Below are 20,408 nucleotides of genomic sequence, written 5' to 3'. Positions count from 1 at the left end.
GGTCCCTCCTTACGGCCCCGCATGAACGACACCACCGCGGTGGTCACGGGTGCGAGTTCGGGAATCGGCGCGGCGGTCGCGCGCGCCCTCGGTCGCGCCGGCGCGACGGTCGTCGCCTGCGCCCGCGACGGCGACGCCCTCCAGTCGGTCGTCGACGACATCGAGGCCGGCGGCGGGACCGCGAGCGCCGTCCGCGCCGACGTGCGCGACGAACTCGACATGGAGCGCCTGATGGAGACGGCGGCCCGCGCCGGCGGGCGCATCGACGTGCTCGTCGCCAACGCGGCGGTCGCCCACGGCACGCCCGGCGAGATGCCCGCGCCCGAGGAGTCCTACGCGGCGTTCGACGACACCCTCCGAACCAACGTCCGCGGCGTCTTCGCGGCGGTCAAAGAGGCGCTCCCGCACATGGCCGACGACGGTCGAATCCTCGTCCCCTCCGGCTCTATCGCCCGCGAGGCGAAGCCGGGAATGGGGGCGTACGCCGTCTCCAAGGCGGCCGCCGAGGCGCTCGTCCGGCAGTTCGCCGCCGACTGCGACCGGACCGTGACGGTCGTCGACCCCGGCCTCGTCGCCACCGACCTCACCGGCGGGCAGGGCCGCGACCCCGACGACGTGGCCGACCTGTTCGTCTGGGCGGCGACCGACGCCGACCCCGCCGAGTTCGACGGCGACATCGCGGACCTCAGAGCCTGGAAGAAAGCGACGCGGTGAGGGTTCTCACCGCTTCGACTCCCCCATCCCGCCGGAACCGCGCCCCTTATTAATCAGAACCAGTTCGTTCACAATATGAACCGTTCGACGGCCATCGGCGTGGGGAGCGTCGTGGCACTCGTCGCGCTCTCCGCGTACGCCGCGAGCGCCGAGGCGCGGAACCTCCTTATCGTCTCGTGGGCCGCTTTCGGCGCGATGGCCCTCGCCGCACCGTTCGGCGCGCGCAGCCGGGCCGAACACGCCGAGGGGCTCGTCTGGGGCTACGGTCTCGCCAGCGGCGCGATGGTGACGAGCGCCGCGGTGTTTCTGGTCCCGCAGGCGCTCGGTCACCACCCCCAGTTCGGCGGCTTCGGCATCGCGTTCGGTATCCTCGTCGGCTTCGCCGCCCACACCGTCGGCCACCGCTTCGCCCACATGGACCTGCCCATCGACCGCACCGTGGCCGAACTCTCGGCGCACGCGGTGTCCGCGGGCGCTATTATCGGCATCGTGTACGGGAACATCGACGTTGGCGTCGGTCTCGGCCTCGCCATCGTCTCCCACAAGGGACCGGCCGGCTACGCCGCCGCCCGCCGGCTCTCGGGACGAGGTGAGTCGGTCGCCCCGCTTCTCCTCCCCGCGGCGGGCCTCGGCATCGCCGCCATCGTCTCAAGCGCCGTCTCGCTTCCGGCGACCGGCGCCTTCCGCGGGCTCGTCTTCGGCTTCGCTTCCGGCGTCTTCCTCCACGTCGCCATGGACTTCCTCCCGCGCTGTGAAATCGGCAGCGAGATACACGAACTGCTGTCGGTCGAAGACGACCACGCCCACGCGATACTCGACCGCCTCCGAGTCCACGCCGCGCTGAGTACCGGCGTCGGCGGCCTCGCCGTCTTCGCCGCGTGGCTGGTGCTCAACTAATCGACTCCCGACGAATCGACTACTCGCCGGCCGGCCCGAGGTAGCCCCACGCGAGCAGTCGGTCGCCGTCGCCGTCTACCCAGCGCTCGCCGATATCGTCGCGGTAGTACAGGTTCGGGATGACGATGTCGTCGACGCGGTCGTACGCCCGTTTTCTCGCCTCCTGCATCGTCTCGCCCTTCCCGGTGACGACGAGCGGGATGCCGCTTTCGCCGGCGGCGCGCCACTGCCCGTCGACGAGTTTCGCGTCCTCGATGTGGACGCCCTCGCGGCTGTCGGTCTCGAAGACGACCGCCGCGTTCCGCGAGTTCTCGTCGTAGGTCTTCTCGTCGGTGAAGGGAAACGGCGGCAGGACGATTCGGACCGCGATTTGGTAGCCCCCGTGGACCGATAGCTCGGGGTCGTTGCCGTGGGCGAGGTCGTAGAAGAACTGCGCCGTCGACGACTCGAAGGACTCCTCTTGGAGCGTAATCGTCGGGTAGCCGAACCGCGGCGTGAACTCCAGCGGATAGATGCCGTGTTCGTTGACGATGCAGTTGATGTCGATGCTCCCGACGTAGCCCTCCTCGGCGAGCCACGGTTCGAGCCGACCCAGCGTCTCCTCGAACAGCCGGTTCCGCCCGGCCCAGAACATCGACGTGCCCATCTCGCCGGTCGAGGGGCCGATGTTGCCCGGAAAGAGCTTCTTGTGCTCGAAGTTGAAGTTCACCGGGTCGACGAACGTCTCCCCGTTGAAGAAGCCGCAGACGGCGATTTCGACGCCTTCGACCTTCCGCTGGAGCTGAAAGCCCTTCATGCGGTGGCCCCACGCCTGCTTGTACGCGCGGAGCACCTCGACCACGTCGCTGCCGTCGTCCTCGTTGCCGACGTAGAGGAGGCGCTTGACGTTCTGCACCTCGCCGAGCGGCTTGATGACGTAGGGGGCGCGGTTCCGCCGGACGTACTCGATACCCTCGTCGAAGTCGTGGAAGACGCGCTGTTCGACCGTGTTCACGCCGTGGGACTCCAGTACGTCCATCGCGTAGCCGCGGTCCTCTTCGAGGCGGTCGGTGTTGGGCGTCCCGCCGACGACGGCGTGTCCCTCCTCGCGGAGTTCCTGCGCCAGCGCGCCGGTGCCGATGTCGGAGCCGACCCAGATGTCGTCGAAGACGGTCACGTCGGCCCACTCGACCTCCGCGCGCCAGTCGTCGGTCTTCGGGACGAAGCCGTCGCCGATCTCTTTGTCGCGCTCGGCCTCGATGTAGTACCGAACGTCGTGGCCCTCCCTGTGGACCTGCCACGCGAGGTCGGTGATGAGCGCGGCGTCCGCCGACACGAAGAGAAAGTTCATATCCCACGACTCGGGCGGCGGCCTGAAAACTGTGTGTGTGGTGAGAGGTAGCTCGGCAACCGCTCAGTCGCTCGCCAGTCGGCGAAGCTGGACCGAGACGCCGAGCGCCGCCCCGAGGAGCAACACGAGGTTGAACGCCGCTTGGAACGGCGCGCGGTACTCGGGGTTCACCCACGTCGTGATGGTCTGGCTGGCGTTGAAGTAGAACTGCAACGCCGCGATGAGCGCGAGCAACAGCAGCCCCGCGAGGACCGCGTAGTCGAGGTAGCGTCGCATCCGCTCCGCGAACTCCCGGTTCTCGCTTTCTTCCTCGTCGGTCGGCTCCGGGGTGGGCTCTCGAAGCCTGTCCACCCCGGACGCGTCATCGTCGGCCGTCGGTGGCTCGTCGGTCGTCGACTGCGCTGTCTCCGTCGGCGTCTCGTCGCTCATTTCGACCACCTCCGGGCGGCGAAGACGGCCGCGAGCAGTCCCACGACCGCCACTATCGGCCCGAAGCCGGGTGCCTGCGAGGAGGTCTCGGTCTGCTCGTAGTCGGTTCGCTGCGGCACGTCGCCGTCGCCGTTCTCGAAGTCTTCGACGCGGAGTTCCACGTCCTCTCTGGTCTGGTTCACGCTAATCGTCCTCGTTGGGTTCAGGTTCGCCGCGCCGCGGGCGGTGTCGATGACGACCCCGTCGCGGAGCAACACGGCGTCGATGTAGTAGTTGTAGTCGTTCGGGACGCTCGCCGACGCGTCCACCGTCTCGGTTCGGCCGGCCGCGATGGTCCCCGCGTCGACCGTCGTTCGGGAGGCCACGATGTTCGATTCGGCCTGCCGGAGGACGAACATCACCGAGAGGTCCTCGGCCGGGTCGTCGCCGGCGTTCGTCAGCGTCGCCGTCAGGTCGAGCGTCGTCCGGTCCTCGCCGGCCTCGGCGACGGCGAAAGAGACGGGCGGGAGCGCCTCGCTGTCGGTGAACGAGGTAGTCGACCGGAGGTACGGCGGCTTGATGGCCGAGACGCCGCGGACGCTCTTTCGCGCCTGGTCGACCCGCTCGTCGTCGCTGTAGAGGACGACCTCGATATCGTAGCCGCCCTCGCGGGGGACCGTGAGGTTGGTCGTCGTCGCCACCTCACCCGTCTTCGAGAGCGTCCCGACGTCGAGTTCCTGCGTCGTCGTCAACAGCCCCGACTCGGCGTCGACGGCGCGGACGAGGACGCTCACGTTCTGCGTGGGATTTCCTCGGTGGTCGATGCGCGTCTCGATTTCGAGCGTGACCGTCTCCCCCGTCGCCTGTCCGGCCGCGATGGAGACGCCGGCGACATCCACCGGCCCGGGTCGGACGGGGCCGTCGTCGGTCGGGTCCGCGACGACCCCCGGAACCACGGCGGCGGCGACGAGCGCCACGACGACGACGCCGACCGCCCCGGCGGTGAGGAGGGCGTTTCTTTCCATACCCGACTGACATTTACGGCCGGGTATATGTTTTGTCCCCGATGGGTCGGCGGAGCGGGCGACACAACGGCGACGCCGCGGCCATAGAGACACCGCGGCCGCGGGGACTCGCCCGTCAGCGGGAGTGTCACGACGAGTGTGAACACACGCTTTGCTCTCGGGGCGCCTATCTCTGCTGCCATGTCGAAGGCGATGCAACAGGCGACGTGTTCGTGCGGGTTCAGCGTGACCTCCGAGAACAGAAACGAGGTCGTGAAAGTGATTCAGGAACACGCCCACGACGAGCACGGGAAACAGATGACGAGAGACGACGTGCTGGCGATGATGAAGCAGGCCTGACGAGCGCGGTCGGGCGTGGATTTTTATAGGACGGCGTAGCGATATGTGGCATGGCAACATACGTTATCGGGACGAACTCGGTCCACACCAGCGCCGAAGTCTGCGACTATCTCTCGCGGCGAATCGACGCCGGCGACGTGCTCCACGTCGTCAACTCCCACCGCGGCGGCGACGAGACCGACAGCGAGGACGTTCGCGACGGCGAGGACGCCCTGAACGTCGTCGTCTCCCGTCTCGGCGACCTCGTGGACGTGGAGACTCACCAGTACATCCGCGGTAACGACGCCGCCGACGACATCCTCCAGTGCGCCGACGAACAGGACGCGGACGAAATCGTCATCGGCGTCCGAAAGCGCAACCCGACCTCGAAAATCGTCTTCGGCAGCACGGCACAGGACGTGCTGTTGAACTCGAACATCCCGATGGCGGTCGTCCCGCTGGAAAAAGTCTAATCGTCGCGTCCGAGGTCGACCGCGGCCGCGTTAGTCTCCGGCTCGGTACTCGACGAGTACCATCTCGAACGCGGGCTCTTCGTCGCCTTCCTCCTCGTAGAACGCCATGTAGCCCGGCAGCGGGCTCTCCGGCGTGACGCAGCTCTCCCAGAAGACGCTCCCGTTCGTCCGGACGACGAAGTTCGCGCACTCCAGGCCGGCGTAGGTGGATATCTCCTCGACTTTGAAGCTCACGTTGCCGTTTTCGCCCGAGGCTTCCCAGCCGTCGCCGACGCGGAGCGTCTCGCCGTCGACCCCGCTGTAGTACGGCGAGTCGAAGCCGATGGTAGCGACCGAGCCCGACGGGCTTCCGGCGAGTTCGCCGTAAATCTCGTCCGGCGGCGCGCTCACGGTCTGCTCGCTCGTCGTGTTGGGCGTGACCAGTTTCGTCCGAATCGTCACCTCGTCGTCGGTCGCGGAGACGACCTCCCACTCGTAGGTGGCGGTGCCGTCGATGCTCGGACTCGTGATGTCGTAGCGGTAGTACTGCCCGGTCCGGTACCGCTGGTCCCACGTCCCGTTGAACGAAAACGAGGACCGTTCGGCGTCGCCGTCGCCGCTCTGGTCGGCCGATTCGCCGTCGGTGGCTGTCGCGGTCGCGTCTGTCGCACCCGTCGATGCGTCGGTCGCGGTCGTGGCGTCGCCGCCGACGCCGCCCCCGCACCCGGCGAGGAGAACCATGAGTGCCGCGAGAAGCACTCGCGCTGCTGTGGGTTGCATACAGGACAGAGAGGCCACCCGGGGTCATAATAGACACGTCAGACGGGGCGGCGCGGGGCGAACCGCGAGCGACCCGCTCAGTTCTCGCCGTCCGCTTCGAGCACCTTCTCGGCGAGCGTCGGCACGAACGTCCCGATGTCCGTGACCATGCCGATGGCCTGCGAGGAGCCGCGGTCGAGCAGTTGCGTGACGGTCGCGGGGTTGATGTCCACGCAGACGGTCTTCGCCGTCGAGGGCAGGCAGTTCCCGACGGCGACCGAGTGCAGGAGCGTCGAGAGCATGAGCACCATGTCGGCGCGGTGGGCCTGCTCGCGGATGGCGTTCTGCGCCTCGATGGTGTCGGTGATGGTGTCGGGAAGCGGGCCGTCGTCCCGAATCGACCCCGCGAGGACGTACGGCACGTCGTTTTTCACGCACTCGTACATCACGCCCTCTTTGATGAGTCCCTCCTCGACGGCCTCGGCGATGCCGCCGGCGCGGATGACCTCGCTGATGGTGTAGATGTGGTGTTTGTGGCCCTTTCGGGGGTGTTCCATCGTCTCCATGTCCATCCCGAGTGAGGTGCCGTACAGCCCGCGTTCGATGTCGTGGGTGGCGAAGCCGTTGCCGGCGGAAATCATGTCCACGTAGCCCTCGCGGACGAGTTCTGCGAGCGCGTCGCCGCCGCCCGAGTGGATGAGCGCCGGCCCGGCGACGACGAGGACGTTCCCGCCGTCTGCCTTCGTCTCGCGGAGCGCGTCGGCCACCTCGCCGATGAGCGATTCCGAGGGTCGCTCCGAGGAGACGCCGCCCTGCATGAACCCGAAGGGACCGGAGGCGTCGCGGGGCCGTTCCGGCGGCTTGACGCGAATCCCCGCCTCGTCGGTGACGACGAGGTCGCCCTCCTCGATGCCGTTGAGTACCTTCGTGTAGGCGCGCGGCCCGGTTTCGGTCTCCTCGATGACTATCGCGCAGTCCATCTCGATGTCCTCGACCGGGAGCCACTCGCCTTGATACCGAACGTCGGTCGGGTGGTTCGTCGTCGAATAAAAGCCCACGGGGACGACCCGGTCGGCCGGCGAGGCCTCGACGCGGGCGTCGACGGGGTCCGTGAGGTTCGCGCCGATTTGGTGGAGTTCGTGCAGTATCTCCTGGAGGGTCTCGCGGTCGTCCGCGGACACCGACATCCGGCAGTAGGAGGTCTCGTCTTTCTGCCGGCCGACGTCGAACTGCTCGACGTCGAAGTCCCCCCCGAGGTCCATCACGATGCCCATGGCCTGTTGCATCATCCCCGAGTCGATGATGTGGCCGTCGAGTTCGACCGTTCGCGTGAACGTCATCGACGGAGAGACGGGAGAGGCGGCAAAGTGGGTTACGGACGCGATGACGCGGAGAAAAGACGGAGTCGGACGGAGTCGGACGGAGTTCGGTTCGGCCCGTGTTCAGAGGAAGAAGCCCTTGAACGTGTTGGCGACGGTCCAGACGACCTGGTCGACGGGGTGGCCCTTCTCGCCGGAGACGCGGATGCGGTCGTCGGCGAGGGCGTCTTGAACCTCCGCGAGCGGGTCAGGCGAGTCGGCGATGGTTTCGAGGGTCTGTCGGTCCGTCGTGATTCGGGTCGACGCCTCGTCGTTGGGGCCGGTGGAGATGTCGTCGATGCGCATGTCGTCTTGCACCGACGCCGAGAACACGTGGGTCTCGTCGCCGTCTTCGACGTAGACGTTCACCGTCTTCCCGGCGATGAGGCTCCGCGCGAACGAGACGTCGAGCTGTTCGACGTTATCGTTGTACAGCGCGACGCCCTCTTCGAGGAGCTGTTGCATCTCCTCGTCGCTCGGCGTCTCGGACTGTGCGAACACCGGGGCGGACGCGGCCACCGCGACGAGCGCGACGGCGAGGAACAACGAGACGAAACGTGTGGATGTGGACATTTCTGTGTGGTATAGGCCGGGCGAGGACATAATGGTTCGCGCGAGCGTTCAACGAGGTGACTCGTCCCCGTCAGCGAACCGTTCGAAGGAACGACAGGAGGTGGCCGAACGTCTGTTCGAACGCCCGGTCGTAGTGGTCGAAGTGACCGGCGGGGAGTTCGACCAGCGTCGACTCCGGTAACTCGTCGGCGAGGGCGGCGACCGCGTCGGCGGGCGCGAGGTCGTCGCGCGTCCCCGAGACGAGGAGCGCCGGGCAGGTGACGGCCTCCGGGTCGGGGAGCGCCCGGTAGCGGAGCAGCGAGAGGAACAGCCGAGCGGGTGTCTCGTCTCGCCACGCGCTCCCCGGGGGCACGAGGTCGCGGTAGGCGGCGCGCACGCCGGGGTCCTCGAAGACCGCCATCGACGAGCCGTCGCCGACGACGGGGACGCGATACGGGCCGAGGAGCCGCGACTGGAGTTTGTCGCGGACGGCGGCGGCGACCGCCGCGAGCGTCCCTTTGACGCCTCGGCCCCGCGTGACCCCCTTCCCGTCGAGCATGGGGTTCTGGGCGACGACCGCGGCGACCCGACCGTCTTCGGCTGCCGCGCGGAGCGCGTAGCCGCCGGAGAGCCCCGCCCCCCAGAGGACGAGCGAGCGCGAGTCGATTTCGTCGCGCCCGCGGAGTCCGTCGAGCGCGGCGTGCCAGTCGGCGACCTGCGAGTCGGGGTCCACGAGATTCCGGGGTTCCCCGTCGGAATCACCGGTGTTCCGGTAGTCGAAGAGGAACGCCGCGTAGCCCGCCTCGGCCAGTCGCTCGGCGTAGGGGCGGAGACCGAAACGACGCTCCGCGGCGAGTTCGCCCGCCATGACGACCACCGGCGGCGACTCGACGCCGTCGGGGCGGTAGAGCCAGCCCGCGCAGTTCGTCCCCTCGCTCTCGAAGGTCAACGCGACGCGGGAGTACTCGAAGTGGGAGGGTCGGCGCGGACCGCGCGCGGCGGGCGGCTCGCCGCGGTGACGCCACGCGCTCACGCGTCTCCCTCCTCGTAGAGGCTGTCGAGAACGCGTTGGGACAGTTCCTCGTCGTCCAGCGAGTAGTCGTTGTACGCGCGAATCCAGTCGGCTTCGAGCGTCCACGTCGCCTGCACGTCGCCCTCGCTTCGGAGCACCGTCGCCTCGACGGTCCTCGGGTTGAACTCGTCGTCGCGAGCGAGGTCGAGGAAGGCCGTGACGGCCCGCCCCACTTCGCCGTGGTCGGGTTCGACGTCCGGGAACGCCGTGAGATAGGTCAGCGAGACGGCGTCGTCGAGCGAGACTGACTCGACGCTGATGCCGTTGCCGCGGAGCGCCTCCTCGACGGCGGCCGTCGGTTCGAGGTCGTTCATACCACGCGATACGACTGCCGGCGGCTAAACGTTTGCCGCGAGACAGGACGACGCGCGGGCCCGACCGACGGTGTCGAGCCGGGTCGGCAGGGGGAAACGATTCAGTCCGCGGTCGCGCCGGCCCGGCGGAGCGCGTCGTGGAGCGAAAACAGCGGTTCGATGTCGCCGGCGGCGTAGTCGACGAGGAGCCGAGTGAGTTCGGCGTGCGTCCGCGTGTGTCCGAGCCCCGCGACCACGCCGTCGACGTACGCCTCGCCCAACGCCTCCCCGACGTGGGCTCCCTTGACGTGGCCGTCCTCGATGCCGAGGCGTTCGAGGTAGCCCGCCGGGAGGTCGTAGTCGTCGTACCAGACGGTCGGCTGGTCGACGCCGGCTTCCTTGCACGCCTTCCACAGCGCCGGAATGTCGCGGTTCGGACGGACCGCCTCCGGGTACGCGTCCGCGGCGAGGGTTCCGAGGTCGACGTGGTCGGCGAACAGCGCGTCGATTCGACGCGGCGCGTCCGCCCAGACGCCGGCGTCGGCGACTCGGTCGGCCCACGCGCGGAGGTGGTGTTCGTCGAAGTACTCGCCGTTGTAGGTGACGACGCCCTCGTCGCGCGCCTCGCACCACTCGACGACCCGTCGGAGGAGGTCGGCGGTGTGTTCAAGCGACCAGTCGCCGTCGCGGAGGAGCACTTCGACTTCGACCTCGGGGTCGTCGCCGTCGCCCCGGTGGCCGAGGCCGACGGCGACCAACTCGAAGTCGTCGGTGTTCCGGAAGTCGCTCGGCGGGCCGTTCGGGCTGGCCGTCTCGATGTCGACTGCGAGTCGCCCCTCGTGCATACCCCGCTGTTCCGGCGGCGGCAGTCAAAAGTGGCCGGATTGTCCGGCGGTACGGTGGTTCGAGGCGGTCGCGCCGCTCTCGGTGCGAGCGCGTCAGAAATGAGGTGATGTGGAAGTGACGTTCGCCGCGAGCGTGCGGCGGCAGTCGAGCGCGTCGGTGCTCGCTATTCGGAGCCGAACATGTTGCGCATCATCGGGTGCATCTCCATGAGCTGTTCCTCCGCGATCTCCTCGTACAGCTTGTACGTGATGGAGACCGTAAGGAGCAGCCCCGTCCCGGAGACTGCGCCGATGGTGCCGAGCATGTTCGCCATGACGGCGAGCAGGCCGACGAGCGCGCCACCGATGACGGTCACTTGCGGGATGTACCGCTCCATGACCTTCTCGATGACCTGCGGGTTGCGTCGGAACCCGGGAATCTGCATCCCGGAGTTCTGAATCTGTCGCGCGGTCGATTCCGGACCCATGCCCGTCGTCTCGACCCAGAATATCGCGAACACCGCGCCACCGACGATCATGAAGACCAGGTCGATGAGCACGCGGATGGCGATGTCGAGCGGGTCGGCCGACGTGAGCCCGAGGAACCACATCCAGTCGGACCGCGACTGGATGGGCGCGAGGTAGTAGAACAGGCCACCGGTGACCTGCCCGCTCGTGTACTGGCCGAGCCACGCTGGCATGGCGGCCCACGAGTTGTTGAGGATGCGCCCGAGGAACTGGATGTTCGCCTGCAGGGCGCGGACGAGGATCATCGGCAGGACGCTCGCGTAGATGAGCTTGACCGGGAAGCGACCGCGGGCACCCTTCACGCGGGCGTGCGAGAGGGGAATCTCGACGCGGACGCTCTCGGCGTAGACGACGATGCCGAAGATGAGCACCGTCGTGACGAGCGCGAGCAGCTGTCCCTGACCGAGGAAGATCGTCGACAGCAGGTCGGTCGGCGAGGCCGGCAGTTCGATGGCACCGGTGACGATGCCGATCCACGTCGGGAAGAACCCGGACGCGCCGCCGAGACCCTCCCAGCTGAACAGCCCACCGACGAGCTGCTGGCTGACGCCGGCGATAATGAACAGGCCGACCCCGGAGCCGACGCCCCACTTGCTGACGATCTCGTCCATGAACAGGATGAGGACACCACCGACGGCGATCTGCGCGAAGATGAGTCCCTTCACGCCGAGCGTACCGATGCCGAGCGACGCCGCTACGGCCTGGTCGGCCGGCAGGAAGTTGCCGGCGAACACCATCGGTAGACCCGTCAGGACGATCATGACCCCGACGAGCAGCTTCTGCAGACCCTGATAGAGGATCTGGTCGCGCGGGTTGTTGTCCGTGTCGAGCCCGAGCAGGTCAGCACCGCCAAGCAGTTGTAGGACGATGCTCGCCGTGACGATTGGACCGATACCCAGTTGGAGCACCGAGCCCTGCTGGCCGGCCAAGATGGACCGGAACTGACCGAACAGGTCGTTCGCGGTCGCGGCGTCGACGCCGAACAGCGTCACGTTCGTCAGGAAGAAGTACAGAACGAGGATACCGCCAGTCCACCCGAGCTTCCGGCGGAACGGTACGTGTCCCTCCGGTCGGGCGACTGCGGGCATCCGCGCCAGCACTGGTTCGGCGGCGTCCTTCCATCCCATGATTTATTCCTCGTCGTCCTCGTCGGCGTCGGCCGATTCCTCGGCCTCCGCCGCTTCTTCGGCGCGTTCGGAGAGTTCGGCGTTGCCGCCCGCCTCTTCGATGAGTTCGACGGCACCGGCGGTGAAGGCGTCGGCGACGATGTGCAGTTCGTTACGAACCTGCCCGCCACCGAGCACCTTCACGACGTCCGCTTCCCAGCCGTCCTCGGCCACGTCGCGGGCGTCGATGGTGTAGGTGTCGCCGTCCTTCTCGGCGACTCCGTCGGCCGCGAGGAGCGCCGCGTCCTCGTCGAGCTTCTGGATCTTGACTTCGGCGACGTCGTCCTGCAGGACGTCCGGTCGCTTGAAGCCGTGCTTGCCGAGCGGCTCGTAGTTGTGGAACTCGTGTTTGTCGCGTCCGGCGCGGCCGCGACCGCCGCGGTGACCGGCACCGCGTCGGTTCTTGTGCGTACCGCCGCTGTGCGTGCGGGAACCGCGTTGGCGTCGCTTCTTGGACGTCATCGCATGTCCTCCAGGAGCTCGTCGATCTGTTCGGTGCTGTGCTTTCCGAGTTGGCCACCTTCCTTGGTGACGTGCTTCTGTCCGCGGTGACCGCCGCGCGGCGGGTGCAGACGGAGCACGGGGGAGACGCCCTGCTTTCGCAGCGTCGTCTCCTCGTCGACGATGGCCTGCGCGAGCGCGGCCACGTCGTCGTAGTCGGTGTTCTCGGAGACCCACTCGTCGGTGATGTCGCCGTCGCCCTGCTCGGGCTCGGCGCGCGTGCTGATGAGGGTCTCGACGACGTCGACGCTCGGCTCGCCGTGCGCGACGAAGTCGTTGACCTTCGAGATCATCCCGCGGTAGGCGTCCGTTTCCGGCACGAACGTCGCGTGGTTCACGCGGTGGATGTTGAGCATCGAGAGCGTGTCGCGGACGTCCTGTGCGATGTTGACCTCACCGCGAAGCTGAACGATAGCCTGCATTATTCGCGCACCTCCTGACGCACTTCACGAGCGCGCTGCGGCGTACGAGACTGCGACGCGTTCTTGAGCGCGTTGTAGGTCGCCTTCGCGAGGTTGACCGTGGTCCGGGTGTTCCCGTCGCTCTTGGTCCAGGCGTCCTGGATGCCGGCGAGTTCGAGGATGTTCCGGACGGTCTCTGCGGCCGCGAGGCCGAGACCCTGCGGGGCGGGGATGATGCGGACCGTCACGGAGCCGGCCTTGCCCTCTGCCTTGCGCGAGAGGGAGTTGAGGCCGCCTGCGCGGTCTTCCCACGACCCCGAGCCGCGGTCTACCTTGATGATGTTCAGTTTCGCCACCTCGATGGCTTTCTGGATGGCACCGCCGACCTGGTCGTCGCGGGCCTCAGCGTAGCCGAGGTAGCCGTCACGGTTCCCGACTGCGACGACACACCGGAACTTCACCCGGCGGCCGGAGTCGGTCATGCGCTGGACCATGTTGATGTCGAGCACCTCGTCGTCCAGTCCGGGAAGGAGCTGGTCGACGAGCTGGGGTTCCTTGAGCGGAAGTCCCGTCTCGAGCGCCTGGTCCATCGACGTGACGTCGCCGTTCTGCACCATGCGGCCGAGCCGCGTTCGCGGCTCCCAGCCGTTGTTATTTCTGCTCATTCGTCCTCCTGAAGGTTCCCGAGCACTTCGTCGAAGTGGTCGGGGAGGTTCGTGGCATCGAAGTCTCCACTGTAGAGCGGCTCGTCGAGCTGCTCTGCGTACTCGGCGATGTGGACACCGCGGTTGCGGTCCCAGTCAGCGAGTACTGCATCGTTGTGGGGGATTTCGAGGCCAGCGTCGATAGCACCCTCCTGCACCGCGAAGACCTTGTTTCCGGGCGTGGCCGTGTTGAGGCCGATGTCGAGGACCGCTTCCTCGACGCCGGCGGCCAGCGCCCGCTTACCTGCCAGATACCCCGTGAGGTACGCGCTCGGGAGGTTGCCCGTGGGGGCTTCCCAGCCGTACTCGTCGAGGTCGGCAGAGGTCGCTGCAGCGTGGGTCTCGTCGCCCTGCGGGCCCGGAGTGACCAGCTGCGCCCTGACGTGCTTGTTGCTCACGCGAGCAACGAGGCGGGGCTTGCCCGATTTCAGCAGGCGCAACCTTTGATGGTAATCGGTCCGGACTTCGCGGCGACGCCGCATCGGAACCTTGTATCGTGGTCCGGTCGCCATTATTGAATCTCCACCTGGTAGTTGTTCTGAATGTACGCTTCGAGCCGGTCCACGCTATCGAATTCGCCACCGGACGCCTTGTTGTAGAGCGTGCGGTACTGGGAACGGTCGAGCGTTCCGTCCTCGCGAAGCTCCTTCAGGCGACGGCGCTGGGCGCGGATTCGGCTGACCCATGCGTCTTTCTTGTTCTGTCGAGCGCCGGAACGGCCCTTGCGGGAGCCGGCACCCTTGCGGTGACCGTAGGAACGCTTGGCGGCGCGCTCGCGTGCGCGACCCTTCGAGTTGCCCTTGGCGTCCTTGGCGCGAATCGTGCCCTCGTCGACGAGTTCACGGATGTCTTCGCGCGTGATGGCCTCCGCGATTTCGGCCTGTTCCTCTGGGTCGAACCAAACTCGACCCTTGCCGACGTCGAGGACGTCGGCCGCCATTCGCTTCTGCGCTTTGAGGTCCGTCATCAGTTGTCCACCTCGACTTCGACGTAGGTGGGGTTGAGGACGCGAATCTCGCGGTCCTCACACGCTTCCTCGATGCGCTCGCGCTTGCGCGCGCCGACCGAGGAGGCGATGCGAACTGCCTGCGTATCGCCGTCGATGCCTTCGAGGTCGTCCGTGTTGAACACGCGGACCTCCTCGAAGCCCGACGGGTGCAGGCCGCGGGCGGCCTTCGGCGTGCGGTAGCCCGCCTCGACCTTGGGGCCCTTGCCCTTGATGCCGATACGCTGTTTGGAGAGCCCACCACGGGGGCGACGCCACGACGTGGGCGTGCGCTTCTTCTTGTGGTGGTCCTGCCGGTTGAACTGCGGCTTGCCCTCGCGGCGCTTCTGCGCCAGGGCTTCCGCGGTTTCCTCGTCGAGCTGGGGCTTCTTGTCCGCGTGACCGCGGGGCTGAAGCTCCGTCTCGACCTCTTCGGCTTCCTCTTCCTCTGGCTCGGCTTCGGACTCGTCTTCGACTTCGGCCTCGGCCTCGTCGGAGACCTCGAGGCCACCGACGTCGGCTTTGATACGCGCGGCGAGCGCGTTACCGATGCCGTCGACCTCGGCCAGTTCGGACTGGCTCGCGGCCTGTACGTCGTCGACGCTCTCGAAGCCGGCTTCGCGGAGTGCGTCGGCCTTCGACGGGCCGACGCCGCTGATGTCTTCGAGTTCGGTGATTTCTTCCGACATTAGGCATCACCAGTCTGCGGTTTCTGGGTGATGTACACGCCGTCGGTGAACACGCGAGTGTCCTTGTCCTTGACGCGGGTGAGTTGTTCGATGTCGGCGGCGGTCTGCCCGACGTCCTCCTTGTTGGAGCCCGTCAGGGTGAGTTCTTCGCCGTCGACCTGTACGTCCGTGTCGCCGCGAATCTGCGCTCGTCGCGGGGACTTCTCGCCGAGGAAGTTCTTGATGACCACGTCGCTCCCTTCGACACTAACCTGCATCGGGAAGTGAGCGTAGTGGACTTCCATCTTGTACTCCCACCCCTCGGTCGCGCCGTGAAGCATGTTGTTCACGTGGCTCTCGAAGGTACCGATGGTCGCGTTGGTCTTCGCGTTCTCGACGTCGCTCTCGATGACGATTGCGTCGTCTTCGGCGGAGACCGAGACGTTCGGGTACCAGAGGCGCTTGGTGACGCTTCCGTTGGGGCCCTCGATGGTGAGCTCGAGGTTTTTGACCTCGGCGGATACCTCGTCCGGGATTTCGATTTCTATTCGGCTCATTGTTCTAGTAGACGTAGGCGATGATCTGGCCACCGATGCCCTTCTCGCGGGCCTCGTAATGGCTCATGACGCCGTGGCTCGTCGTGACGATGAGCGCGCCGTAGTCACGGGCGGGGAGGAATCGCTTCTCCCATTTCTCGAAGTCGTCGGCTCCGGCGGAATACCGGGGCTTGACGACGCCACAATCGTTGATTGCGCCTTTCAGTTCGACCTCGAACAGACCGGCCTTGCCGTCGTCGACGAACTCGAAGCCGTCGATGTACCCGCGGTCGTAGAAGACCTCGAGGACGGAGCCGATGATGTTGGAGGCGGGCTGGATCTCGTGGGACAGATGTCCGACGCTCTCGGCGTTGTCCACACCGGAGAGAGCGCTACTGAGTGGGTCGTTGTCAGCCATTGCTTATCGGTACTTCTTGAATCCCATCTCGCGGGCGATCTCTCGGAAGCACTGGCGGCACAGGTTGATGTCGTACTTGCTGACAAGTCCCTGCTTTCGACCGCAGCGCCGGCACTCGTTCTCCTGGCCGGTGCGGCGGGATGCGTGCTCGCCCGTCTGTTCTGTTTCGCTATCGCTCATTCTTCAACCTCCACGTCGAACGTGGACTCGATGAACGCGACGGCGTCCTCGACGGTCATCCGGTGGGACGACGGAATCTGGCGGGAACGCTTGTCGCGCTTTTTCACTCGGTAGCCGGGGCGGACGAGGTTGACCGTCACGTCCAGCCCGTAGATACCGATCTGCGGGTCGTACTCCTGGCTCGGGAACTCCGTGTGCTCTTCGACGCCGAAGCCGAAGTTGCCCGTCTGGTCGAACGACGAGACGGAGAGGTCCGCGATGGGGAGTGCGGTTTCGAGGAACTCGACGGCGGTGTCACCACGGAGGGTGACCTTCGCGCCGACGGGTTCGCCGCGGCGGACGCCGAAGTCCTGCGAGGCGCGGCCGGAGATCGTGCGAACGCTCTCCTGACCGGTGATCTCCTCGAGGATGTCCTCGGCCTTCGCGAGTTCGCGACCACCTTCGCCGACGCCCATGTGGACGACGACCTTCTCGATGCGCGGGTCGCGCATCGCGTGGAAGTCAGCCTCGCTCATTCGTCATCACCCGTGAAGTTCTCGTCGATGACGACGACGTACTGTTCGACCGTCTCGAACTCGCCGTCTTCGGTCTCGACGACAACGGAGTTGTTCCCGCTGCCGGGCGTGACGATAATCTCGGTGATTTCGCCGATTTCGCCGGAGTGCCGTCCGTTGACGGCCGTGACGAGCGCGCCTTCCTCGTAGGGGAAGTGCGCGACGACGTCCTTCGTCTCGTTGTCGACGACGATGGAGTCCTTGCCGCTGTACTCCGAGGCGTCCTCGACGATGAGGGTCGCCCCGTCGTGGAGCGTCAGCTGGAAGTCGCCACCGCCGACCTGCGTCTTGTTCACGATCTTACCGAGACGGCTGGATGCCGAGTCGGCGTCGATGGGGGTCAGCGCCAGGCGGCCTCCCTCGTCGGGGAAGACGCGGTAGTACTCCTCTCGCTGGACGAACGCCAGGATGTCGAACATCCCGATGGGACGGCGGACGTCGGAAGCCACGTCGCCGTTGACCAGAATGCTCTGGTGGTTGAGGGCGTACTGGGCCTCCTTCTTCGAGTCCACGTAGCCGAGCACGTCGCGCAGGACGATGAGGAGGGGAACCCCCTCTTCGCCGTGCGGACCCGCTCCGGCCTTGACCGTGAACGTGCCTGTCTTGCGCTCGACCGGCCAGGACTTCGGTACGGACAGTCGCTTCTGGTGTCGAGTCATTCGTTATCCTCCTTGAGTCGGGCCTCGCGCACGTCGTCTTCGAGGTCCAGTTCCGTCACGCGGACGTTACTGGCCTGAAGGGGGCGTGGGACCTCCTCGCCGTCGGCTTTCTCAACGGTGACGCCGTCGACGTAGATGACGGCGTCGGTGAGGTCGACCTCGGTGACTTCGCTTTCTTCGCCGGCGAAGTCGCCGCGGAGCACCTCGACCGTGTCGCCCGCGTTGACGCGGACGTTACGGCTGCCGTACTCCTCGCTGAGGTCGTCCGACAGCGGTGCGCGGACCTGCTTTTGCCGCTCGTGGAGCGGCGCGTCGCGAATCTGGGTTCGCTGTTTGCGCGGTTGTCGAGTCATACTATACAATCATCGTAGCCGTCGATGCGATACTCCCGAAGCGCTCGGCGACTTCGCGTGCGACGGGACCCTTGATTTCGGTCCCGCGAGGCTCTTCCATCTCGTCGATGATGACGGCGGCGTTGTCCTCGAACTTCACACGCGTGCCATCGGGCCGGCGGATGGATTTCCGCTGGCGGACGATGACCGCTTCGAGCACCTGGCGGCGCATCTCGGGGGTACCCTTGGTGACCGAGACGGTCACCTTGTTCCCGATGCCTGCCTTGGGGTGGCGGTTCTTCGTGCCGGAGTAACCCGCGACGCTGATAATCTTCAGTTCACGAGCGCCGGTGTTGTCGGCGCACGTGACCAGCGAGCCACGGGCGACACCCTTGGTGATGTCCGCTTTGAGCGCTTCCATCACTCGTCACCTCCGATAATCTCGACGACGACGTGGGATTTCGTCTTCGAGAGAGGTCGGGTCTCCGCAATCGTTACTTCGTCACCGACAGCGACGTCGTCGAGCACGCCCGGCACGTGTGCCGGGATGCGGGAACGTCGCTTCATGTAGCGGTCGTACTTCGGAACGAATACGTCGTACTCCCGCTCGACGATGACGGTCTTTGCCATGTCCGTCGAGACGACTGTCCCCTCCAGGGTCTGACCCCGGACGGAGAGCGAGCCGTAGAACGGACATTTTTCGTAGTCGTAAGCCTCGGAATTGTCTGGTTCCGGAGGCATTGGAACGTCAAGTCCTATCGCCATTTCGAGTCACCTGTAGTTTCGGTGCGCAGGGCGGGTCGTGAGAGCAGTTGTGCGCCATCCACCGTAACGTAGGCCGCGCCCTCGCAATTCCCGGGACGGGAAGCCGCCGATGATGAGTCGGCGAGCCGATCAGACTGACTGGCATCAAATCCGCCAGTAGTATCCGACCGAAGTTTGGACGCGGTCCCCGACGCCTTCGCGGCGCCGGCGGCTTCATCTGTACGCGGAATCTCGAATTCGAAGGTCGCCCCTCGTTTCGGCACCTGCCGCACCCGGGACCCGTCGTCGACCATGAGCGTGTGCATCGTCTCGACGACGATGCGACCGGCTATCCCGACGAGGTCGGGGTTCGCCGCGTCGACGACCTCCACGTGGAGGCCGTTGAGCTCGTGTCGCGTGAGGGTCTCGGGTGTGAGTGGCATTTTATTCTTCGTCGAGGTCGCCTTCTTCGCCCTGAATCGTCTTGATTCGGGCGATGGTCTTCTTCAGTTCAGAGACGCGGCCGGGGTTCTCCGGCGCGCCACCCGCGGCCTGCACGGCCTTCGCGTTGAGCAGCTCCGTCTCGAGCTCTTCGAGCTCGGCGGTGCGCTCTGCGGGCGTCATGTCGCGAATCTCTTCGGTGTAGAGGATCGCCATTTATTCTTCCTCCGTTTCTTCGTCGTCGTCTTCCATCTCCGCGACGAGGTCGGCCGCCTCTTCGGCGACGTCTTCGTCGAGTTCTTCGTCGTCGTCGACGACTTCCTCGACCGCTTCGTCGTCCTCGTCGTCGGCTTCGTCGACGACTTCTTCTTCGACCGCTTCGACGGCCGCTTCCTCGACGACGTCTTCGTCGACTGCGTCCGTCTCGGCGTCGGCCTCCTCGGAGACGTCCGGAACTTCCTCCGGCTCCTCTTCGAGGAGGTCCTCGACGCTCTCGGTCTCTTCGATCTGTTCGACCGCTTCGGGGTTCGCGTCTTCCTCGACTTCGAAGTCGTCGGGGAGCTTCGCACCCGGCGGGATGATCTTGACCGTCACGCCGATGGTGCCGAGCTTCATGACTGCGACGCCCTGGCCCTCGTCGACGATCTCCTGTGCGGGCTCGCCGTTGTGCTTGATGTAGCCGCGGTTGAACTTCTCGACGCGGGAGCGAGCGCCCGTGACCTTACCGGAGAGGACGATTTCGGCACCGAGGGCGCCGGCGTCCATGATGCGGTCGATGGTCGTGTGGCCCGCCTTACGGAAGTACCAGCCGCGCTCGAGCGCGTTGGCGAGGCGGTCGGCGACGATCCGGGCGTTGAGGTCCGGCTCGTCGACTTCCTGCACGTCGATCTGGGGGTCGTCGAGGTTGAATCGCTCTTCGAGTTCGCGGGTGACCTTACGGATGTTCTTCCCGCCTTTCCCGATGACCATCCCGGGCTTTTCGGCCTTGAGCACGATCTGGGTGCCCATCGGCGTCTTGGCGACGTCCATGCCGCCGTAGCCCGCTCGGCCGAGCTCTTCGGCGAAGAACTCGTCGATCTGGGACCGCTGCAGTCCGTTCTCGATGAATTGGTGTTCGTCAGCCATTATTCCTCGACCTCTTCGATGATGAGTTCGACGTCACAGATTGGGGTGTTCCACGGGTCCGCCCGACCGAAGGCACGGGGCTTGCGACCCTGACGTTCGCCGACCTTGTGGGCGGCGACGTGCTTGATCTCCATGGCCGGTCCGTCGAACCCCTGTTCGGTCGCGTTGTTGCGAACGTTTTCGAGGAGTTCGAGGAACGCCTTGGACGCCTTCTCGGGGTACCGTCCCGCGTCCCAGCCGTCGATGTCGCTTCGGTGACCGACACCGGAGTTGTGCTGCTTGAACGGAACCGACCGCTCGCCGTCGATGACGGCTTCGAGGTACTCCTCTGCGTCGGCGACGGGCATCCCCTTGATGGCTCGGGAGATGGCCTTGCTGTGCTTGATGCTGATGGGCCGGTCCCGGAGCATACCCTTGGCCGTGGTGTCCGGGTCGGCCTCGACGCTGTAGTTGATTCCCATGGT

At 66.3% G+C, this 20,408-nt stretch carries 32 protein-coding genes; 4 read left to right on the top strand and 28 right to left on the bottom strand.

Annotated features, from left to right (window positions below; translation table 11 throughout):
* Positions 1 to 21: 21 nt before the first annotated feature.
* Positions 22 to 714, top strand: a complete 693-nt coding sequence (locus tag C5C07_RS11060) for an SDR family NAD(P)-dependent oxidoreductase (protein ID WP_050459667.1) — start codon at positions 22 to 24, stop codon at positions 712 to 714.
* 75 nt (positions 715 to 789) lie between these two features.
* Positions 790 to 1,611, top strand: a complete 822-nt coding sequence (locus C5C07_RS11055; protein ID WP_004974979.1) for a hypothetical protein — start codon at positions 790 to 792, stop codon at positions 1,609 to 1,611.
* Positions 1,612 to 1,630: 19 nt separating this feature from the next.
* On the opposite strand, the gene C5C07_RS11050 is transcribed toward C5C07_RS11055, so the two are convergent.
* The 3 genes from C5C07_RS11050 to C5C07_RS11040 all read right to left on the bottom strand — a co-directional run bounded on the left by C5C07_RS11050 (position 1,631) and on the right by C5C07_RS11040 (position 4,374).
* A complete protein-coding gene (locus C5C07_RS11050; protein WP_004974977.1) occupies positions 1,631 to 2,941 on the bottom strand; it encodes a phosphoribosylamine--glycine ligase in 1,311 nt (436 codons plus the stop codon).
* A gap of 63 nt (positions 2,942 to 3,004) precedes the next feature.
* Positions 3,005 to 3,379 (bottom strand): hypothetical protein, encoded by a 375-nt coding sequence (locus C5C07_RS11045; protein ID WP_115805068.1) that lies wholly within the window; start codon positions 3,377 to 3,379, stop codon positions 3,005 to 3,007.
* On the bottom strand, positions 3,367 to 4,374 hold the full coding sequence (locus tag C5C07_RS11040) for a PGF-CTERM sorting domain-containing protein (RefSeq protein ID WP_004974975.1): 1,008 nt from the start codon (positions 4,372 to 4,374) through the stop codon (positions 3,367 to 3,369). Before C5C07_RS11040 ends, C5C07_RS11045 begins: the two co-directional genes overlap by 13 nt.
* 180 nt (positions 4,375 to 4,554) lie before the next feature.
* Between C5C07_RS11040 and C5C07_RS11035 the strand changes: the two genes are divergently transcribed.
* Together C5C07_RS11035 and C5C07_RS11030 are read left to right on the top strand one after the other, a co-directional pair.
* Positions 4,555 to 4,713 carry a DUF1059 domain-containing protein gene (locus C5C07_RS11035; protein WP_081605197.1) on the top strand — a complete coding sequence of 53 codons (159 nt, stop codon included), beginning with the start codon at positions 4,555 to 4,557 and terminating at the stop codon, positions 4,711 to 4,713.
* 50 nt (positions 4,714 to 4,763) lie between these two features.
* Positions 4,764 to 5,165, top strand: coding sequence for a universal stress protein (locus tag C5C07_RS11030; RefSeq protein ID WP_008095356.1), 402 nt, complete (start codon positions 4,764 to 4,766; stop codon positions 5,163 to 5,165).
* A gap of 30 nt (positions 5,166 to 5,195) precedes the next feature.
* On the opposite strand, the gene C5C07_RS11025 is transcribed toward C5C07_RS11030, so the two are convergent.
* From C5C07_RS11025 to C5C07_RS10905, 25 genes are all read right to left on the bottom strand, one after another.
* Complete coding sequence (locus C5C07_RS11025) at positions 5,196 to 5,885, bottom strand: hypothetical protein (RefSeq protein WP_004974969.1); 690 nt, start codon at positions 5,883 to 5,885, stop codon at positions 5,196 to 5,198.
* Between the two features lie 116 nt (positions 5,886 to 6,001).
* Positions 6,002 to 7,243 carry a TIGR00300 family protein gene (locus tag C5C07_RS11020; RefSeq protein ID WP_004974966.1) on the bottom strand — a complete coding sequence of 414 codons (1,242 nt, stop codon included), beginning with the start codon at positions 7,241 to 7,243 and terminating at the stop codon, positions 6,002 to 6,004.
* Between the two features lie 102 nt (positions 7,244 to 7,345).
* A complete protein-coding gene (locus tag C5C07_RS11015; RefSeq protein ID WP_050459670.1) occupies positions 7,346 to 7,834 on the bottom strand; it encodes a hypothetical protein in 489 nt (162 codons plus the stop codon).
* A 70-nt stretch (positions 7,835 to 7,904) separates the two neighbouring features.
* A complete protein-coding gene (locus tag C5C07_RS11010; RefSeq protein ID WP_050459671.1) occupies positions 7,905 to 8,846 on the bottom strand; it encodes an alpha/beta hydrolase in 942 nt (313 codons plus the stop codon).
* Positions 8,843 to 9,199: a hypothetical protein gene (locus C5C07_RS11005; protein WP_050459672.1), complete on the bottom strand. Its 357-nt coding sequence runs from the start codon at positions 9,197 to 9,199 to the stop codon at positions 8,843 to 8,845. The genes C5C07_RS11010 and C5C07_RS11005 overlap by 4 nt, the downstream gene beginning before the upstream one ends.
* Before the next feature lie 101 nt (positions 9,200 to 9,300).
* Positions 9,301 to 10,023, bottom strand: coding sequence for a hypothetical protein (locus tag C5C07_RS11000; RefSeq protein WP_050459673.1), 723 nt, complete (start codon positions 10,021 to 10,023; stop codon positions 9,301 to 9,303).
* Positions 10,024 to 10,187: 164 nt separating this feature from the next.
* Positions 10,188 to 11,657: a preprotein translocase subunit SecY gene (secY, locus tag C5C07_RS10995; protein ID WP_004974957.1), complete on the bottom strand. Its 1,470-nt coding sequence runs from the start codon at positions 11,655 to 11,657 to the stop codon at positions 10,188 to 10,190.
* A gap of 3 nt (positions 11,658 to 11,660) precedes the next feature.
* Entirely contained in the window at positions 11,661 to 12,158 is a 498-nt protein-coding gene (locus tag C5C07_RS10990; protein ID WP_115805067.1) for an uL15m family ribosomal protein, read from the bottom strand.
* A complete protein-coding gene (locus C5C07_RS10985; RefSeq protein WP_004974952.1) occupies positions 12,155 to 12,619 on the bottom strand; it encodes a 50S ribosomal protein L30 in 465 nt (154 codons plus the stop codon). The genes C5C07_RS10990 and C5C07_RS10985 overlap by 4 nt, the downstream gene beginning before the upstream one ends.
* Complete coding sequence (locus C5C07_RS10980; RefSeq protein ID WP_049905066.1) at positions 12,619 to 13,263, bottom strand: 30S ribosomal protein S5; 645 nt, start codon at positions 13,261 to 13,263, stop codon at positions 12,619 to 12,621. Before C5C07_RS10980 ends, C5C07_RS10985 begins: the two co-directional genes overlap by 1 nt.
* Positions 13,260 to 13,814, bottom strand: a complete 555-nt coding sequence (locus C5C07_RS10975) for a 50S ribosomal protein L18 (RefSeq protein WP_004969595.1) — start codon at positions 13,812 to 13,814, stop codon at positions 13,260 to 13,262. Before C5C07_RS10975 ends, C5C07_RS10980 begins: the two co-directional genes overlap by 4 nt.
* Entirely contained in the window at positions 13,814 to 14,269 is a 456-nt protein-coding gene (locus tag C5C07_RS10970; protein WP_004974946.1) for a 50S ribosomal protein L19e, read from the bottom strand. Before C5C07_RS10970 ends, C5C07_RS10975 begins: the two co-directional genes overlap by 1 nt.
* Positions 14,269 to 14,976 carry a 50S ribosomal protein L32e gene (locus tag C5C07_RS10965; RefSeq protein WP_004974943.1) on the bottom strand — a complete coding sequence of 236 codons (708 nt, stop codon included), beginning with the start codon at positions 14,974 to 14,976 and terminating at the stop codon, positions 14,269 to 14,271. Before C5C07_RS10965 ends, C5C07_RS10970 begins: the two co-directional genes overlap by 1 nt.
* Positions 14,976 to 15,512 (bottom strand): 50S ribosomal protein L6, encoded by a 537-nt coding sequence (locus C5C07_RS10960; RefSeq protein ID WP_004974940.1) that lies wholly within the window; start codon positions 15,510 to 15,512, stop codon positions 14,976 to 14,978. Before C5C07_RS10960 ends, C5C07_RS10965 begins: the two co-directional genes overlap by 1 nt.
* A 4-nt stretch (positions 15,513 to 15,516) precedes the next feature.
* Positions 15,517 to 15,909 carry a 30S ribosomal protein S8 gene (locus C5C07_RS10955; RefSeq protein WP_004042581.1) on the bottom strand — a complete coding sequence of 131 codons (393 nt, stop codon included), beginning with the start codon at positions 15,907 to 15,909 and terminating at the stop codon, positions 15,517 to 15,519.
* A gap of 3 nt (positions 15,910 to 15,912) precedes the next feature.
* Positions 15,913 to 16,089 (bottom strand): 30S ribosomal protein S14, encoded by a 177-nt coding sequence (locus tag C5C07_RS10950; protein ID WP_004042587.1) that lies wholly within the window; start codon positions 16,087 to 16,089, stop codon positions 15,913 to 15,915.
* On the bottom strand, positions 16,086 to 16,604 hold the full coding sequence (locus tag C5C07_RS10945; protein WP_004974920.1) for a 50S ribosomal protein L5: 519 nt from the start codon (positions 16,602 to 16,604) through the stop codon (positions 16,086 to 16,088). The genes C5C07_RS10950 and C5C07_RS10945 overlap by 4 nt, the downstream gene beginning before the upstream one ends.
* Positions 16,601 to 17,302 carry a 30S ribosomal protein S4e gene (locus tag C5C07_RS10940; protein ID WP_004974919.1) on the bottom strand — a complete coding sequence of 234 codons (702 nt, stop codon included), beginning with the start codon at positions 17,300 to 17,302 and terminating at the stop codon, positions 16,601 to 16,603. The genes C5C07_RS10945 and C5C07_RS10940 overlap by 4 nt, the downstream gene beginning before the upstream one ends.
* Positions 17,299 to 17,655 (bottom strand): 50S ribosomal protein L24, encoded by a 357-nt coding sequence (rplX, locus tag C5C07_RS10935; protein WP_004974918.1) that lies wholly within the window; start codon positions 17,653 to 17,655, stop codon positions 17,299 to 17,301. Before rplX ends, C5C07_RS10940 begins: the two co-directional genes overlap by 4 nt.
* 1 nt (position 17,656) lies before the next feature.
* Positions 17,657 to 18,055: a 50S ribosomal protein L14 gene (locus C5C07_RS10930; RefSeq protein ID WP_004974917.1), complete on the bottom strand. Its 399-nt coding sequence runs from the start codon at positions 18,053 to 18,055 to the stop codon at positions 17,657 to 17,659.
* Positions 18,055 to 18,399: a 30S ribosomal protein S17 gene (locus C5C07_RS10925; protein ID WP_049905065.1), complete on the bottom strand. Its 345-nt coding sequence runs from the start codon at positions 18,397 to 18,399 to the stop codon at positions 18,055 to 18,057. Before C5C07_RS10925 ends, C5C07_RS10930 begins: the two co-directional genes overlap by 1 nt.
* On the bottom strand, positions 18,390 to 18,821 hold the full coding sequence (locus C5C07_RS10920; protein WP_049967753.1) for a ribonuclease P protein component 1: 432 nt from the start codon (positions 18,819 to 18,821) through the stop codon (positions 18,390 to 18,392). The genes C5C07_RS10925 and C5C07_RS10920 overlap by 10 nt, the downstream gene beginning before the upstream one ends.
* A 1-nt stretch (position 18,822) precedes the next feature.
* On the bottom strand, positions 18,823 to 19,035 hold the full coding sequence (gene rpmC / locus C5C07_RS10915; RefSeq protein ID WP_004062417.1) for a 50S ribosomal protein L29: 213 nt from the start codon (positions 19,033 to 19,035) through the stop codon (positions 18,823 to 18,825).
* On the bottom strand, positions 19,036 to 19,944 hold the full coding sequence (locus C5C07_RS10910) for a 30S ribosomal protein S3 (protein ID WP_004974914.1): 909 nt from the start codon (positions 19,942 to 19,944) through the stop codon (positions 19,036 to 19,038).
* A complete protein-coding gene (locus C5C07_RS10905) occupies positions 19,944 to 20,405 on the bottom strand; it encodes a 50S ribosomal protein L22 (protein WP_004042608.1) in 462 nt (153 codons plus the stop codon). The genes C5C07_RS10910 and C5C07_RS10905 overlap by 1 nt, the downstream gene beginning before the upstream one ends.
* Positions 20,406 to 20,408 lie beyond the last annotated feature (3 nt).

This window comes from Haloferax sp. Atlit-4N, from assembly GCF_003383025.1.
Classification (GTDB): Archaea; Halobacteriota; Halobacteria; order Halobacteriales; family Haloferacaceae; genus Haloferax; species Haloferax gibbonsii.
This window is presented reverse-complemented; position numbering and strand designations above follow the sequence as displayed.

Excerpts from the sequence above, each read along its gene's own strand:
- C5C07_RS11060 (WP_050459667.1), top strand. The coding sequence starts at position 22 with ATGAACGACACCACCGCGGTGGTCACGGGTGCGAGTTCGGGAATCGGC.
- C5C07_RS11055 (WP_004974979.1), top strand. The coding sequence starts at position 790 with ATGAACCGTTCGACGGCCATCGGCGTGGGGAGCGTCGTGGCACTCGTC.
- C5C07_RS11050 (WP_004974977.1), bottom strand. The coding sequence starts at position 2,941 with ATGAACTTTCTCTTCGTGTCGGCGGACGCCGCGCTCATCACCGACCTC.
- C5C07_RS11040 (WP_004974975.1), bottom strand. The coding sequence starts at position 4,374 with ATGGAAAGAAACGCCCTCCTCACCGCCGGGGCGGTCGGCGTCGTCGTC.
- C5C07_RS11035 (WP_081605197.1), top strand. The coding sequence starts at position 4,555 with ATGTCGAAGGCGATGCAACAGGCGACGTGTTCGTGCGGGTTCAGCGTG.
- C5C07_RS11030 (WP_008095356.1), top strand. The coding sequence starts at position 4,764 with ATGGCAACATACGTTATCGGGACGAACTCGGTCCACACCAGCGCCGAA.
- C5C07_RS11025 (WP_004974969.1), bottom strand. The coding sequence starts at position 5,885 with ATGGTTCTCCTCGCCGGGTGCGGGGGCGGCGTCGGCGGCGACGCCACG.
- C5C07_RS11020 (WP_004974966.1), bottom strand. The coding sequence starts at position 7,243 with ATGACGTTCACGCGAACGGTCGAACTCGACGGCCACATCATCGACTCG.
- C5C07_RS11015 (WP_050459670.1), bottom strand. The coding sequence starts at position 7,834 with ATGTCCACATCCACACGTTTCGTCTCGTTGTTCCTCGCCGTCGCGCTC.
- C5C07_RS11005 (WP_050459672.1), bottom strand. The coding sequence starts at position 9,199 with ATGAACGACCTCGAACCGACGGCCGCCGTCGAGGAGGCGCTCCGCGGC.
- C5C07_RS11000 (WP_050459673.1), bottom strand. The coding sequence starts at position 10,023 with ATGCACGAGGGGCGACTCGCAGTCGACATCGAGACGGCCAGCCCGAAC.
- secY (WP_004974957.1), bottom strand. The coding sequence starts at position 11,657 with ATGGGATGGAAGGACGCCGCCGAACCAGTGCTGGCGCGGATGCCCGCA.
- C5C07_RS10990 (WP_115805067.1), bottom strand. The coding sequence starts at position 12,158 with ATGACGTCCAAGAAGCGACGCCAACGCGGTTCCCGCACGCACAGCGGC.
- C5C07_RS10985 (WP_004974952.1), bottom strand. The coding sequence starts at position 12,619 with ATGCAGGCTATCGTTCAGCTTCGCGGTGAGGTCAACATCGCACAGGAC.
- C5C07_RS10980 (WP_049905066.1), bottom strand. The coding sequence starts at position 13,263 with ATGAGCAGAAATAACAACGGCTGGGAGCCGCGAACGCGGCTCGGCCGC.
- C5C07_RS10975 (WP_004969595.1), bottom strand. The coding sequence starts at position 13,814 with ATGGCGACCGGACCACGATACAAGGTTCCGATGCGGCGTCGCCGCGAA.
- C5C07_RS10970 (WP_004974946.1), bottom strand. The coding sequence starts at position 14,269 with ATGACGGACCTCAAAGCGCAGAAGCGAATGGCGGCCGACGTCCTCGAC.
- C5C07_RS10965 (WP_004974943.1), bottom strand. The coding sequence starts at position 14,976 with ATGTCGGAAGAAATCACCGAACTCGAAGACATCAGCGGCGTCGGCCCG.
- C5C07_RS10960 (WP_004974940.1), bottom strand. The coding sequence starts at position 15,512 with ATGAGCCGAATAGAAATCGAAATCCCGGACGAGGTATCCGCCGAGGTC.
- C5C07_RS10955 (WP_004042581.1), bottom strand. The coding sequence starts at position 15,909 with ATGGCTGACAACGACCCACTCAGTAGCGCTCTCTCCGGTGTGGACAAC.
- C5C07_RS10950 (WP_004042587.1), bottom strand. The coding sequence starts at position 16,089 with ATGAGCGATAGCGAAACAGAACAGACGGGCGAGCACGCATCCCGCCGC.
- C5C07_RS10945 (WP_004974920.1), bottom strand. The coding sequence starts at position 16,604 with ATGAGCGAGGCTGACTTCCACGCGATGCGCGACCCGCGCATCGAGAAG.
- C5C07_RS10940 (WP_004974919.1), bottom strand. The coding sequence starts at position 17,302 with ATGACTCGACACCAGAAGCGACTGTCCGTACCGAAGTCCTGGCCGGTC.
- rplX (WP_004974918.1), bottom strand. The coding sequence starts at position 17,655 with ATGACTCGACAACCGCGCAAACAGCGAACCCAGATTCGCGACGCGCCG.
- C5C07_RS10930 (WP_004974917.1), bottom strand. The coding sequence starts at position 18,055 with ATGGAAGCGCTCAAAGCGGACATCACCAAGGGTGTCGCCCGTGGCTCG.
- C5C07_RS10925 (WP_049905065.1), bottom strand. The coding sequence starts at position 18,399 with ATGGCGATAGGACTTGACGTTCCAATGCCTCCGGAACCAGACAATTCC.
- C5C07_RS10920 (WP_049967753.1), bottom strand. The coding sequence starts at position 18,821 with ATGCCACTCACACCCGAGACCCTCACGCGACACGAGCTCAACGGCCTC.
- rpmC (WP_004062417.1), bottom strand. The coding sequence starts at position 19,035 with ATGGCGATCCTCTACACCGAAGAGATTCGCGACATGACGCCCGCAGAG.
- C5C07_RS10910 (WP_004974914.1), bottom strand. The coding sequence starts at position 19,944 with ATGGCTGACGAACACCAATTCATCGAGAACGGACTGCAGCGGTCCCAG.
- C5C07_RS10905 (WP_004042608.1), bottom strand. The coding sequence starts at position 20,405 with ATGGGAATCAACTACAGCGTCGAGGCCGACCCGGACACCACGGCCAAG.